We start from the raw sequence: 13,259 nt of genomic DNA, 5'->3' as shown, positions 1-13,259 counted from the left end.
ATTGGTGCAGCGGAGTACATGGTCACACTGTATTCAAATAGGCAGGCAATGTATCCTCACATCGTAAGCCGATCACTATCTTTTACCTTATGAAGCGCACCCCTTCTTCCATCATCCAGTCCCCGCGTAAACCGGCAGTCCCTTCTCGCCTGAATTCCAACAAGCCCGTTTCCGCCGCCGCTTCTGTCGATCAAACCGACCTGCTGCTGTTGGAAGAGCTGCAACAGAATGCTCGAGTTTCGTTTTCCGAACTCGCCCGACGCGTCGGCCTCTCCACCCCTTCCGTGATTGACCGGGTCCGTCGTCTGGAAGATGCCGGTGTCCTTCTCGGCTACCGGGCACAGGTGAACGCGGCCGCGCTCGGGCTGGGCATCCGCGCCTTCGTCAAGGTGACCGTAGCGGGCGACCGCATCGCCGCCTTCGCCACCCTGGCGAAATCTATCCCTGAGATCCTGGAGTGCCATCGCGTCACCGGAAACGAAAGTTTCCTTGCGCAGGTGGCGGTGCGCGACATGGATCATCTGGAGCAGGTTCTGGACGCCATGATGCCTTACGTGTCGACCAACACGTCCATCGTGCTGAACTCTCCGGTAAGCCATGCCAGCATAGCTCCGCACACCGGCCTGCCACCCGGCTCAGACGCTCCGAGAAAGCGCTGACACCGCAGCAGCGTGCCGGAATGGGCGTCCCATGATGCGACAAAAGATCCGCAACGCTGTCGCTTAGGGACAGGAGGCCGATAAGCCGGGAGTATGCGGAACGACAGCCAAAGCGCCTCCAGGGGCGCTCACCCTATTTCGCCCGGACCTGTCCGGGCACTCCGCGCTCGAAGGCTGAGCTTGGCCGCCCGCGATTTGCGTGCTGCTGCGCTTGCCTTGCGCGAGTTGGACCGGGTGACGACCGCTGTGGTCGCCGTGCAGTGGATTGCGGCGGCGTACCTGGCACAAACTCTGCTTAGCTCCGGTGTGGTCGCCCACTCACTGTCCCGCTTTGCACTGGTTGCCACGGCAAGTCTGTGCGGTCCGTTCACCTGCTTCGGTGTGGTGCGTGCCCTGCACCGGTTGCGCAGCCAACGCTTCCAGCGCGAGCACCTGCTGCATTGCGTACAGCATGACGATCTAACGGGCCTACCAAATCGAGCAGCCATGCAGCGTCGCATGGCGGAGTTGATCCGCAGAGCGGGCTCCGCGGACACCTCGCTGCATTGCATGTATGTGGATCTGGACGGCCTGCGTCACGCCAACACGCTGCTGGGCTATCGCGCGGGCGATGAGTTGCTGCAGCAGATCGTCGCCCGCGTGGCGAACTGCCTGCACCCCATAGACCACTTCAGCCGCTTCGGCGGAGACAAGTTTGTCGTTCTGCTGCACCGCAACGTCTCGCGTTCTGAATTGAACGCGCTGGCCGAGTGCATGGTGCACACCATATCGCGGCCACACATGATCAAGAATCGCGAGTTCACCACCGGCGTCAGCATCGGCATCTCATCCTACCCGGGCGACGGCACCAGCGCCGAGTCACTGGTGGCCTCCGCTGAGCGAGCCATGTACGCCGTCAAGCGATCCGGCCGCGACAGCTACGGGCACGCGGAACAAAGCTCCGAACCGGTTGAAGCGCGCGGTCGCACCCTGGCGGACAAGCTGCAGCGTGCCTTGCTGAATGAAGAACTACAGCTCGTGTACCAACCGATCTATGACTGTCACGGACGCATCGTTGCGGCGGAAGCTCTGGCCCGATGGCACGATGCGACGGATGGCACCATCTCACCCAACGAATTCATTCCGATCGCCGAAGAGACCGGCCTGATCGTCCCGCTGTCCACCTGGGTTCTGCGCCGGGCCTGCAAACAAATGTGTGCGTGGCGGCGCTCCGGAGCGAGCATCCAGCGGATTGCGGTCAATATCTGCGTGGTGCAGGTGGCGCGGGAAGATTTCGTCCGGACCATTGAAGCCATTCTTCAGGAAAGCTCTTTGCCCCCGGACTGCCTGGAGCTCGAGGTGACCGAGGGCGCCCTGGCGCGCGACTTCGCGACGGTCAAGGCTCACCTGCAGAAGCTGCGCGACCTGGGCGTGCGCATCTCTATCGACGACTTCGGTACGGGTTACTCCTCGTTTGGCCGGCTGCGCGAACTCAATGCGGACGCTCTCAAGATTGATCGGGTCTTTGTGCAGGGCGTACACGACACAAACAATGGGTTTGCCGTCCTGCAGGCGCTGATTGACATGGCTCATACCCTGAACCTAAGCGTGGTAGCAGAGGGCGTTGAGACCCCGGAACAGATGGAGATGCTGCAGAGTCTCCGCTGCAACGAGATGCAAGGTTTCCTCCTGGCACGTCCCCAAGGCCCCGAACTCATCCAGCGTCTCTTGCTGGCGCCGGAACAGCAGAAAAGCATGTGCAAGGCCGATGACGGGCCCGGCTACCTTGTTCCCGGGTTCGCTTGAACCACCTTTGCTGCAAACGAAAAGGGACTGCGATGTTCGCAGTCCCTTGCTGGCATGCAGCCGATTTATAGCGAGTTCATGTTGTGCAGGAACTCACTGTTATTCCGAGTCTTCGCCAGCTTGTCCGTCAACAGTTCCATCGCTTCCGTGGGCGACAGCGGATTCAGCACCTTGCGCAGAATCCAGGTACGCTGCAGATCTTCCTTCGGAATCAGCAGCTCTTCCTTACGGGTGCCCGAGCGCTGGATATCGATGGCCGGGAAGACACGCTTGTCGACCAGCTTGCGATCCAGGATCACTTCCATGTTGCCGGTGCCCTTGAACTCTTCAAAGATCACTTCGTCCATGCGCGATCCCGTATCGACCAGCGCCGTGGCCATGATGGTCAGTGAGCCGCCCTCTTCGATATTGCGGGCCGCACCGAAGAAACGCTTCGGCCGCTGCAGGGCATTCGAATCCACACCACCCGAAAGCACTTTGCCGCTGGGCGGAACGATGGTGTTGTACGCACGCGCCAGACGCGTGATGGAATCCAGCAGAATCACCACATCGCGCTTGTGCTCCACCAGACGCTTTGCCTTCTCGATGACCATTTCGGCAACCTGCACGTGGCGCGCCGCCGGCTCATCGAAGGTCGAGCTGATGACCTCACCTTTGACCGAGCGCTGCATGTCGGTCACTTCTTCCGGGCGCTCGTCGATCAAGAGAACGATGAGAACGACCTCGGGGTGGTTGGCGGTAATGGAGTTCGCGATGGACTGCAGCAGAACCGTCTTGCCCGTGCGCGGAGGCGCGACGATCAAACCACGCTGTCCCTTGCCCACTGGCGTCAGCAGGTCCATCACGCGGCCGCTGATGTTGTCGCGGACCGTCTCCATCTTCACGCGCTCATCGGCGTACAGCGGGGTCAGATTGTCGAACAGAATCTTGTTGCGGGTCTCTTCAGGCGATTCGAAGTTGATGGCTTCGATCTTGACCAGTGCAAAGTACTTCTCGCCTTCGTGCGGCGGGCGCACGTTTCCGCTGATCGTGTCGCCAGTCTTCAGATCGAACTTGCGGATCTGCGAAGGAGAAACGTAAATATCGTCGGGACCGGGCAGGTAGTTGTAATCCGGCGAGCGCAGAAATCCATAGCCGTCGGGCAGGATCTCAAGCACGCCCTCCGCAAAGATATGTCCTTCTTTTTCGCTCTGAGCCTGGAGGATCTTGAAGATCAGGTCCTGCTTGCGAAGGGCGCTGGTGCCCTGGATGTCGAGACCGCGGGCGAGCTTACCCAACTCCGCGATGCTCTTTTCTTTCAGTTCAGAAATGGTCATGTTCACCTGGTACTGCATTCAGATTGTTGGAATTGGGGTGTTACGGGAGGGGGTAGAGCGGAGGGTGGTGCGGAAAAGAGGTTCTGCGGGAAGACTGGTGGTGCAGAGTGCTTCGTACGATCGCTCGGCGGTAGAGGGCCGCGCTTGCGCACGGCCCGTAAACCAGGTTAGGCGGCCCGGCGCTCTTCGATGTGGTCCAGAATCTCTTCCGGCTCGGGGCCTACTTCAAAAGTGGTGGGAACCTGCTCACGGAAGCGGCCAAGCACCTCGTTCGTCGTGTCCTGCAGGCGGGTGTTGGGCTTATGCAGTTTACGGGTTGCTTTGCTGGCCAACTGGCAGAGCTGGTAGCGGTTCGTTACGTGCGTCAACGCACCAAAAATCAAATCAGATCGCATAACTGGACTCCTTTGGGGTCTCCGCGCCGGCAAACTCCGACGGTACTCGCCGATGATGCTGGAGAAGGACGAAGGCTCATAGATTGGACGATGCGACCTAGCCTCCGGTCGCAACGACAGTTGTCTTCCGCCTGCATAGCACTCTTATGGCGCTCATTGCGACGACTGACCGTGCGGAAGACGCCTCGACAATCTGGGCGCCTGTGCGGCGCGGAGAACCTGGCCTAAAGCCCTCGACGCACACTCACCGGGCTCCGAAAACTTCTCGGGCTTTCCGGTTCCTTTGAGAAGCTAATGGCTCTTGCCTGGGAACGCAACATGTTTTTCCCCGAATCGGCTCCGTTTCTGCCTTGTGAACACCTTCAGGGGCGCTTATCGCACAATGGCGAATAAGGTCATCCGAAAGGTTGAGAGATCGTCCGCATCGGCGCGGAGACGAGCTCATGCGGTCATGTGATCTACGACCAGTAACTCCGGTCAAGGGTACGGTACTGGATTGCTTCCGCAATGTGCTTCACGGCGATGTCCTGCGCTCCGTCCAGGTCCGCCACGGTGCGTGCAACTTTCAGAATGCGATCGTGCGCGCGGGCGCTCAGGCCCTGCTGCTGCATGGCGCGTTCCAGCAGCCGTTCGGCATCCGTATTCAGCTCACAGTGGAGGCGAATCTGCTGGGTCGACATCTGCGCGTTGCTGTAGACCGCCTTCCCGCGTTTGGGGCTTGCCTGCGCACCCGTGCGGCTGAATCGATCATGCTGCACCTCACGCGCGGCCAGCACTCGCTGCCGTATCTGCTCGGAGCCTTCGGCAGCGCTGCCCTGCCGCAGTTCCTTGTACTGCACCGCCGGCACTTCGATGTGGATGTCGATGCGATCCAGCAACGGTCCGCTCACCTTTGACACATACCTCTGGATCATCGGTGGCGTGCAGGTACACTCGCGCTGCGAATCGTTGAAGTATCCACACGGGCATGGGTTCATCGCTGCGGCCAGCATGAATCTCGCAGGAAAGCTAAGGCTCATCGCCGCGCGCGAGATCGTCACCGTCCCGTCTTCCAGCGGCTGGCGCAGCACCTCGAGCACGTTTCGGGGGAACTCCGGTACCTCATCCAGAAAGAGCAGACCGTTGTGCGCAAGCGATACCTCACCTGGCCGCGGCACCATGCCTCCACCAATCAGTCCCGCATCGCTGACCGTGTGGTGCGGTGAGCGAAACGGCCGCTGCGTGACCAACCCCTGTTCGCCGTTGAGGACGCCCGCCACCGAGTGGATCTTGGTCGTCTCCAGCGCCTCCTCAAACCGCAGCGGCGCCAGGATGCCCGGCAGGCGTTTGGCAAGCATCGTCTTTCCGCTGCCCGGCGGCCCGATCATCAGGATGTTGTGACTGCCAGCGGCCGCAACCTCCAAGGCTCGTTTCGCCGTATGCTGTCCGCGCACGTCCTTGAAGTCGAACGGGAACACCTCCGTCTCCTGCAACAGATCCTGCGCCTGCACCCGAACCGGCTGAGCTGCAAGCGTGCCAAGGCTGTCCGCGTTGAGCAGCTCACGGACCTCCGTCAGGCTACGCACCGCGAAGACCTCGACACCCTCAACCACGGCCGCTTCGCGCGCATTGGCAGCGGGCACGATGAACCGCCGGATGCCGTTGTCGCGCGCCAGCACCGCCATGGGCAGCACGCCAGGCACGGCACGCACCGCGCCGTCCAGCCCCAACTCCCCAATCATCAGAAAGCCGCTCAGGTCGCGTGCGTGCAATGCTCCATACGCGCCAAGGATGCCGACCGCAATCGGCAGATCGAAGCCGGAGCCCTCCTTCTTCAGATCCGCGGGCGCCAGGTTCACCGTAATGCGCGTGGTAGGCAGGTCAAAGCCCGAATTGCGAATGGCCGATTGCACCCGGTCGCGGCTCTCGCGCACGGCCGTGTCCGGCAGGCCGACCATGTTGAAGATGGACTTCTCCAGCTTGGCGCCACTGAAGTCCACTTCCACTTCAATCAGGTGAGCGTCGATGCCATACACAGCTGCGCTGAATGCTTTGAAGAGCATGACTGGGTGAGAGACCTGCTTTGCCTTGAATGACGTGCCACAAACACCCTACAGGATTCGGGCAGAAACCCGCATAGCACCTTCGCGCCTACAATCACTGCTGTTGTGACGAGCCTCTTTGAGCTGTTCAAAATCGGTATCGGCCCTTCCAGTTCTCACACGGTTGGTCCCATGCGCGCGGCGCTTTCTTTTGTCCACGGACTCGGACGTTCCCGCATGCTGGCAAGCGTGGCACGCGTCCAGGTGGACCTGTACGGTTCGCTTGCACTCACGGGCATCGGCCACGGCACCGACACGGCAATCCTGCAGGGCCTGCACGGCTATGCGCCCGACACCATCACTCCGCAGCAGCAACAGGACGCGCTGCAGCGTGTGGCTTCCGGCTCTCTTCTGTTCGCAGGCGACCACGCCATCGCGTTCTCGCGGAACAGCGATCTCCTCTTCCATCGCGACCAGATGTATCCGGACGCGGACCACGCAACCCATCCCAACGGCCTGCGCCTCTCCGCCTTTGACGATCGTGCAGATCTGATCGCCGCAGAGACCTTCTACTCCATTGGCGGCGGCTTCATCGTCACGGCCGAACACTTCTCGCAAAACGAATCGGCTTTACCGCCCACCACGCGCGCGGTGCCACATCCGTTTCGTAGCGCAGCCGAACTTCTCAGCATCGCCGGCGAACGCTCGATCAGCATCGCCGAGTTGATGCTGCAGAATGAGGTCGCTCTACTGGGCGATCCGATCATCCCCCGACCACCGCTCCAAACTGCCGCCACAAATCCGCGCGTGGAGGTCACGGCCGGCATCCTCGCCATCGCCGACGTGATGTTCGATTGCATCGAGCGCGGCATCGCCACCGCAGGTGTCCTGCCCGGCGGATTGAACGTGCGCCGGCGAGCGCCTCGCCTTTCGGAACGCTTGCGCTCCATCGGATCCTCGGACCCGCTCGCTCCGCTGGACTGGGTCACCGTGTTTGCGATGGCGGTCAACGAAGAGAACGCTGCCGGCGGACGCGTGGTGACCGCGCCGACGAACGGCGCAGCCGGCGTGATTCCCGCCATCGCGCGCTACTACCGCGATTACGTCAGCGGTGCCGATGAAGCAGGCCTGATCCGCTACTTCCTCACCGCTGCGGCAATCGGAATCCTCTACAAAGAGAACGCCAGCATCAGCGGCGCAGAGGTGGGTTGCCAGGGCGAAGTGGGCGTCGCGTGCTCTATGGCGGCGGGCGGTTTGGTCGCAGCACTAGGCGGATCGAACGCACAGGTGGAGCATGCCGCAGAAATCGCAATGGAGCACAACCTGGGCATGACGTGCGATCCCATCGGTGGCCTCGTGCAGATCCCGTGCATCGAGCGCAACGCAATGGGTGCGGTAAAGGCGGTGAACGCAACGCGCATGGCGATGCACGAGGCGGACGACCACAAGGTCTCGCTCGATCAAGTGATTCGCACCATGTATCAGACCGGTCTCGACATGCAATCGCGATACAAGGAAACCTCGCTCGCCGGTCTCGCGCTGAACGTCATCGAATGCTGAGCGCGGCAATCGACTTGATCACTCTTCGCGACTCACGTTGCGGACACGTTTTGCACGCGAGTAGTCAACTTTTTTGTTGACACTCGCCGCGCACATCTCTATACATTCGATAGTTGCTCTTAGCAACGCGCCGTACTCAGTCAGGGAGAGTAGACGGACACAATGCGAAGCGGTGGCAAAGACCGCGACGCAAGGCAAAGCAAGTCTCACAAGGGGAAGCGCTCAGCGCTTCCCCTTCTTGCTTTCCTCCATCACCCGCTCAGCCGGTGAACACTTGCTCGTCCCACCACGGCACTGCCAAACTCAACTGCATGACTCGCCGCCGTTGGATCGCTGACACCTGGAATGACGAACGCACCTCCGCCGCTCTCACGGGCGACCAGGCAGCGCACCTCGCGCGCGTGTTGCGTGCTCAGCCCGGGCAGATCTTCGACGTGGTCGCCGGCGGATTTCTGCATCGCGCCGAGGTGACCGCGGTTCGCGACGATCAGGTCACGTTCGCTCTGCACGAAGAGCGCGAAGTCGACAACGCTCTTCCCATTCACTTGCTGATCGCTGTCTTCAAGTTCGATCACCTCGAATGGGCGATCGAAAAGGCGACGGAGCTCGGCGTCTCGCGCATCACGCCCGTCCTCGCGCGCCGGACCGAGAAGCACCTGGCGCAGGCGTCGGCAAAACGCGTGGAACGCTGGCGCCGCATCGCACACGAGGCAGCGCAGCAGTCTCGCCGCTCCGACGTGCCTCGCATCGACGATGCCCAGCCACTCGCCGCAGCCTTAGCCACGGTTGACGCTGCGCGTCGCATTCTCCTGGCAGAAACCGAAGAACAGAACACGCTACGAAATGCGCTGGCGACCTCCGACGCAGAACAGGCGATCGCTCTCGCCATTGGCCCGGAGGGCGGATGGACCGCGGACGAGATGAAAAAGTTCTCCGACGAAGGCTGGCAGCATGTAACGTTGGGGCCGCGCATCCTTCGAGCCGAGACCGCGGCGATAGCGGCTCTGGCGATCACGGGTGCGCACCTCACCTGAGCGGCAGGAGCGAGCATGTCCGTTAGCGAAGCAGTTCACCCCAATCGGCCCAGCAAGGCAGCCCGCCTGACTGGCTGGATTCTTAGCGCACTCATCGCGGTCTTCATCGGCAGCGGAGGCATCAACGCTCTGCGCGGAGCAAAGTTCGTCGTCGATGGCGCGGCGAAGATGGGTTTTCCGGCGAGCGCCGTCACCGCCATGGGCATCGCGGAGATTCTCTGCGTCGTCTTCTTCCTGATCCCGCGCACCGCCGCGCTCGGGGCAATTCTGTTCACAAGTTTCTTCGGAGGCGCCGTGGCGACCCACGCACGTGCGGGCCAGTCCAACTGGCCCGTTCCCGTGCTGTTTGCAGTGGTCGTCTGGGTTGCGCTCATCCTGCGCGACCCGCGATTCCACATTATCCGGCCGTCGCAATACGGCAGAGGCCGCTAGGCCCAGCCACAAAACAGCGCAAGCAAAATCAGCGAGCAAACGAGCATCCCGCACTCGCCGACTCGCTGACTCGCCGACCTAGCTGAACATCTCCTTCACACGGTCCATAATGCCGTGCGACTGCGGAGTGTTCTCGACCGAACTGAGCTCGCCCAACTGCCGTAGCAGATCTCTCTGCTGCTTGTTCAGCTTGGTCGGCGTCTGCACGCGAACCTCCACCACCAGGTCGCCCTTACCATTCGAATTCAGGTGTGGCACACCTTTTCCGCGCAGCTTAAACGTCTTCCCGCTCTGCGTTCCGTCCGGCACCTTCAGCACCGCTGGGCCTTCCAGCGTGGCAATCTCCAGCTCGTCACCCAGCGCCGCCTGCGTGTAGCTGATCGGCACAACGCAGTGCAGATCATCGCCATCCCGCGTGAACACCTTGTGCGGCTTCACCGCAAGCACCACGTAGAGGTCGCCAGCCGGGCCTTCAAACTTGCCGGCCTCGCCCTCGCCCTGGTAGCGAATGCGTGTTCCGTCCTCGACGCCTGCGGGCACCTTCACGTTCAGTGTGTGCTCGCGCTGCACTCGCGACTCGCCGCGGCACACCGGGCAAGGATCAGTGATCTGCACACCGCTGCCCTCGCACTTGGGGCAGGTCTTCGCAACACTGAAGAAGCCCTGCTGAAAACGCACCTGGCCGGCGCCGCGGCACTGCGAACACGTCTGCGGCTGTTTGCCATTCGCCGAGCCCGTTCCGCGGCAGTCGGTGCAGGCTTCCGCGCGCTTCACCTTGATCTCGCGCTCCATGCCAAACACAGACTCCTCAAACTCGAGCGTCATGTCGTAGCGAAGATCGCGGCCGCGCTGTTGGCGCGACTGACGCCGGCCACCAGCGCCACCCATGTTGAACATCTCGCCAAAGATGTCGCCAAAGATGTCGCCCAGGTCCTGCGGATTGCCACTGAAACCACCGAAGCCGCCGGGAAATCCTCCGCCCGCTCCGCCGCTGGCCGGCCCGCCAACACCCGCGTGACCGTAGCGGTCATACGCCGCACGTTTCTGCGGATCGCTCAACACGGCGTAGGCCTCGGAGCACTCCTTGAACTTCTCTTCCGCCGTGTGATCGCCAGGGTTGCGATCCGGATGGTACTGCATCGCCAGCTTGCGATATGCCGTCTTGATCTCGCTGTCTGACGCGGTCCGGGTGACCGAAAGCACCTCGTAGTAATCCGCCTTCATCGTTGCTCCCGCCAAAGTCTGCTCCTTACGCTTCTCGCTGCTGCGAATTACGTGCTACCTGCACCAGCGCAGGACGCAAGAGACGATCCTTCACCTTGTACCCACGGCGAATTTCCTGAACAACCGCACCATCCGGAAACTCGGCCGTCTCTACCTGGCCCAGCGCTTCATGCACGTGCGGATCGAACTGGGTACCCACGGTCTCAACATGAGTCAGACCCAGCCCGCGCACCGCTTCATCCAACTGCTTCGCGATCAGGTCCACGCCCGCGCGGAACTGCTCGGGCGATCCGTTCGACTTCAGCGCCAAATCAAAATTGTCCAGCACCGGCAGCAAGCCTTCGGCGGCCTGCCCCAGGGCGTAGTCGCGGAACTCCATGCGCTCCTTCGCCTCGCGCCGGCGCGCGTTCTCGAACTCGGCCTGCAACCGGGCGATGCGGTCCAGCAACTGGTCGCGTTCGCGCTTTACCTGTTCATACTCAGCCTCTGTGACGGTAGGCGCCTCGGCCGCGGAACCCGCGTCCATCGCCTCGCCCTCCACCGCACCCTGCAGTTCTTCGTCTGCCGCAATCACCGGCTCATTCACTTCGTTCATGCCCATCCACCTTCTGTAACGATCCTGAATCTTCAAACCACTACCCGCCTTTGTGACCAACCGACTCGGGAGTACTCGAACCTCGAGACCATCGCGGGCGCCCGCCGCAATCACGCGGTCTTGCTGCCGGGTCCGCACCTACATCGGCTGTTGCGTTTCCGCAAACAACTGCGCCACGTACTGCACTGCATTGATCGTTGCTTCGTAGTCCATGCGCTGCGGGCCGATCACTCCCACCGCGCCCATCTGGGCACCGGCACTCAGCGCGGGCGCCGCTACCAGCACCAGCCCCTGCATCTCCGGCGCATGTGCCTCCATGTCAAACACCACGCGAACCGAATCGCTGGCAATCGCGCGCGCATGCTCTACGCCCAGGTACGCGTGCAACAACGTCATCACGCGCTCCTTGGCCTCCAGCGCAGCCAGCATCTCGCGCAGACGGCCGCGGTCCACCGATTCCGCCAGCAGATTGCTCACGCCTTCCACAAACACCGTGTGCGCCGGCGCAGCATCCTTCACCGTCGCGGTCCACAGCTCTTCGGCCGCGGCACGCATCCGCTGGTACGCGTCGCGCTCCGTTGCAGCACGCCGCGCAATCTCCGCACGAATCGCTTCCACGGTCCAGCCGCGGAACTGTTCATTCAGATAGCGCGCCGCAGCTTCAAGATCCTTGCCCTGCAGATCCTGCTCCAGCGTAAGCACGCGATCCCGCACCATTCCTGACCGCGTAACCACCACGGCCAGCACTCTCCGCGTCGCCAGCCGTTGGAAGTGCACATGCTCCATGGGATCGTTGCGCTGCAGGGTCGCCATGGCCACGCCCACACCCCGAGACAGGCCCGCCAGCACCTGCGACGTCCGCTCCAGAAAGGCCTCGCCGCTCATGCCCTGCAATCGAGCCTCGATCGTGCTCCGCGACTGTGCAGCAAGCATTGCCGGCGCAATCCGGTTGCCACCTCGCAACTGCTCCACGTGCAGCCGAAACGCCCGCGCGGTCGGCACCCGGCCAGCCGAGGTGTGTGGCTGCTCCAGGTACCCGGCGTCCACCAACTCCGCCATGACGTTGCGGATCGTCGCCGAGCTGAGGCCGTTCGCCGCCGCCAGCCCCTGCGATGCCACTGGCTCGCCGCTCTGAACGTACTGCTCCACGATCGCGGTCAGAATCGCCCGCTGCCGCTGCGAAAGCGCCGCATCGTCCTGAAAGGAAGCTGCCATCCCGTCTAGTTTATCTCGCTCACGCCAGAAATGTGAGGCAACAGCACTCAGGTTTCAGATGCCAATCCGACACATCGGTCGCAAGCCCCGGAACGAAGCTCGTCCCACCCCGCCTCGCTCCGAACGCATTCCGTGCCTAGAGGACTTCGAAAACGCCGCCCTGCTCTTCCGAAACCTCGTCCACGCGGTCCATCACAGCCCGCGCAACCTGAAAGTATGCTGCTCCCCGGGCATCGTCTTCTCCGCCCAGGGCCGCAGGCATGCCTCGGTCCCCGCCCTCGCGGATCGACGGGTCGAGATCGACGGATCCCAGAAACTCCAGGTTGTACTGCCGCGCAGTCGCCACCGTGCCGCCGGCTCCAAACACGTCCAGCACGGTGCCATCAGGCAGGCGCATCTGCGACATGTTCTCGACCAGCCCCAGCACCTCGACGTTCACCTGATGGAACATTTCGAGCGCTTTGCGCGCATCTTGCAGCGCCACCGCAGAGCCGGTACTCACCACCACGGCCCCGGTCAGCGGGACCGTCTGCACCAGCGAGATCACCACGTCGCCTGTTCCCGGCGGCAGGTCGATCAAGAGGTAGTCCAGCTCGCCCCACTCTACCTGCTGCAAGAACTGGCGGATGATCTGGTGCAGCATCGGCCCACGCATCACCAGCGGCTTGTCGCCGGGAGAGATCAGCCCGACCGACATGAACTTCACGCCGAAGCTCTCCAGCGGCACGATCCGGTTGTCGCCCACAATGGACGGCTGCCGCGTTTGGCCCATCATGGTCGGCACGTTCGGGCCATAGATGTCAGCATCCACCAGGCCCACGCGCTTGCCAAGCTTGGCCAGCGCAATCGCCAGGTTCACGCTCATCGTGGTTTTGCCCACGCCGCCTTTGCCGCTGCCAATCGCAACAACATGTTCAATGCCGGGCAGCGCCTGTGGACCCTGCTGCTGGCCACCCTGCGGCGCACCGTGTCCCATGTGTCCCATCGAAACTCCTCCGTTCAGCGGCTGCCTCACGCTGCTCT

Annotated in this window: 12 protein-coding genes; 5 read left to right on the top strand and 7 right to left on the bottom strand. The window is 62.3% G+C overall.

Features of this window, described 5'->3' with window-relative positions:
* Positions 1-89: 89 nt before the first annotated feature.
* The gene (locus OHL12_RS01025) at positions 90-659 is read left to right on the top strand and encodes an Lrp/AsnC family transcriptional regulator (protein ID WP_263411983.1); all 570 of its coding nucleotides are present in this window, start codon (positions 90-92) and stop codon (positions 657-659) included.
* Positions 660-839: 180 nt separating this feature from the next.
* Positions 840-2,444 (top strand): putative bifunctional diguanylate cyclase/phosphodiesterase, encoded by a 1,605-nt coding sequence (locus OHL12_RS01020; protein WP_263411982.1) that lies wholly within the window; start codon positions 840-842, stop codon positions 2,442-2,444.
* Between the two features lie 65 nt (positions 2,445-2,509).
* Here OHL12_RS01020 and rho read toward each other — a convergent pair whose 3' ends face one another.
* From rho to OHL12_RS01005, 3 genes are all read right to left on the bottom strand, one after another.
* Positions 2,510-3,760: a transcription termination factor Rho gene (rho, locus tag OHL12_RS01015; protein ID WP_263411981.1), complete on the bottom strand. Its 1,251-nt coding sequence runs from the start codon at positions 3,758-3,760 to the stop codon at positions 2,510-2,512.
* A 167-nt stretch (positions 3,761-3,927) separates the two neighbouring features.
* Positions 3,928-4,155: a DNA-directed RNA polymerase subunit omega gene (locus OHL12_RS01010; RefSeq protein WP_263411980.1), complete on the bottom strand. Its 228-nt coding sequence runs from the start codon at positions 4,153-4,155 to the stop codon at positions 3,928-3,930.
* Between the two features lie 458 nt (positions 4,156-4,613).
* Positions 4,614-6,197 (bottom strand): YifB family Mg chelatase-like AAA ATPase, encoded by a 1,584-nt coding sequence (locus OHL12_RS01005; protein WP_263411979.1) that lies wholly within the window; start codon positions 6,195-6,197, stop codon positions 4,614-4,616.
* A 105-nt stretch (positions 6,198-6,302) separates the two neighbouring features.
* Between OHL12_RS01005 and OHL12_RS01000 the strand changes: the two genes are divergently transcribed.
* The 3 genes from OHL12_RS01000 (at position 6,303) to OHL12_RS00990 (ending at position 9,202) form a co-directional block, all read left to right on the top strand.
* Positions 6,303-7,736, top strand: coding sequence for an L-serine ammonia-lyase (locus tag OHL12_RS01000; RefSeq protein ID WP_263411978.1), 1,434 nt, complete (start codon positions 6,303-6,305; stop codon positions 7,734-7,736).
* Positions 7,737-8,047: 311 nt separating this feature from the next.
* A complete protein-coding gene (locus OHL12_RS00995) occupies positions 8,048-8,770 on the top strand; it encodes an RsmE family RNA methyltransferase (protein ID WP_263411977.1) in 723 nt (240 codons plus the stop codon).
* A 15-nt stretch (positions 8,771-8,785) separates the two neighbouring features.
* Positions 8,786-9,202 carry a DoxX family protein gene (locus tag OHL12_RS00990; protein ID WP_263411976.1) on the top strand — a complete coding sequence of 139 codons (417 nt, stop codon included), beginning with the start codon at positions 8,786-8,788 and terminating at the stop codon, positions 9,200-9,202.
* A 78-nt stretch (positions 9,203-9,280) separates the two neighbouring features.
* Here OHL12_RS00990 and dnaJ read toward each other — a convergent pair whose 3' ends face one another.
* The 4 genes from dnaJ to OHL12_RS00970 form a co-directional block, all read right to left on the bottom strand.
* Positions 9,281-10,441 carry a molecular chaperone DnaJ gene (dnaJ, locus tag OHL12_RS00985; RefSeq protein ID WP_263411975.1) on the bottom strand — a complete coding sequence of 387 codons (1,161 nt, stop codon included), beginning with the start codon at positions 10,439-10,441 and terminating at the stop codon, positions 9,281-9,283.
* A gap of 10 nt (positions 10,442-10,451) precedes the next feature.
* Positions 10,452-11,021: a nucleotide exchange factor GrpE gene (gene grpE, locus OHL12_RS00980; protein ID WP_317889787.1), complete on the bottom strand. Its 570-nt coding sequence runs from the start codon at positions 11,019-11,021 to the stop codon at positions 10,452-10,454.
* A gap of 138 nt (positions 11,022-11,159) precedes the next feature.
* Positions 11,160-12,236: a heat-inducible transcriptional repressor HrcA gene (gene hrcA, locus OHL12_RS00975; RefSeq protein WP_263411973.1), complete on the bottom strand. Its 1,077-nt coding sequence runs from the start codon at positions 12,234-12,236 to the stop codon at positions 11,160-11,162.
* Between the two features lie 136 nt (positions 12,237-12,372).
* Positions 12,373-13,221, bottom strand: a complete 849-nt coding sequence (locus OHL12_RS00970) for an Mrp/NBP35 family ATP-binding protein (protein WP_263411972.1) — start codon at positions 13,219-13,221, stop codon at positions 12,373-12,375.
* Between the last annotated feature and the right edge of the window lie 38 nt (positions 13,222-13,259).

The sequence above is a fragment of the Terriglobus aquaticus genome (assembly GCF_025685415.1).
Taxonomy (GTDB): domain Bacteria; phylum Acidobacteriota; class Terriglobia; order Terriglobales; family Acidobacteriaceae; genus Terriglobus; species Terriglobus aquaticus.
Note: the sequence above shows the minus strand (reverse complement) of the source record. Positions and strands in the feature narration are given on the sequence as shown.

Excerpts from the sequence above, each read along its gene's own strand:
- OHL12_RS01025 (WP_263411983.1), top strand. The coding sequence starts at position 90 with ATGAAGCGCACCCCTTCTTCCATCATCCAGTCCCCGCGTAAACCGGCA.
- rho (WP_263411981.1), bottom strand. The coding sequence starts at position 3,760 with ATGACCATTTCTGAACTGAAAGAAAAGAGCATCGCGGAGTTGGGTAAG.
- OHL12_RS01010 (WP_263411980.1), bottom strand. The coding sequence starts at position 4,155 with ATGCGATCTGATTTGATTTTTGGTGCGTTGACGCACGTAACGAACCGC.
- OHL12_RS01005 (WP_263411979.1), bottom strand. The coding sequence starts at position 6,197 with ATGCTCTTCAAAGCATTCAGCGCAGCTGTGTATGGCATCGACGCTCAC.
- OHL12_RS00995 (WP_263411977.1), top strand. The coding sequence starts at position 8,048 with ATGACTCGCCGCCGTTGGATCGCTGACACCTGGAATGACGAACGCACC.
- OHL12_RS00990 (WP_263411976.1), top strand. The coding sequence starts at position 8,786 with ATGTCCGTTAGCGAAGCAGTTCACCCCAATCGGCCCAGCAAGGCAGCC.
- grpE (WP_317889787.1), bottom strand. The coding sequence starts at position 11,021 with ATGAACGAAGTGAATGAGCCGGTGATTGCGGCAGACGAAGAACTGCAG.
- hrcA (WP_263411973.1), bottom strand. The coding sequence starts at position 12,236 with ATGGCAGCTTCCTTTCAGGACGATGCGGCGCTTTCGCAGCGGCAGCGG.
- OHL12_RS00970 (WP_263411972.1), bottom strand. The coding sequence starts at position 13,221 with ATGGGACACATGGGACACGGTGCGCCGCAGGGTGGCCAGCAGCAGGGT.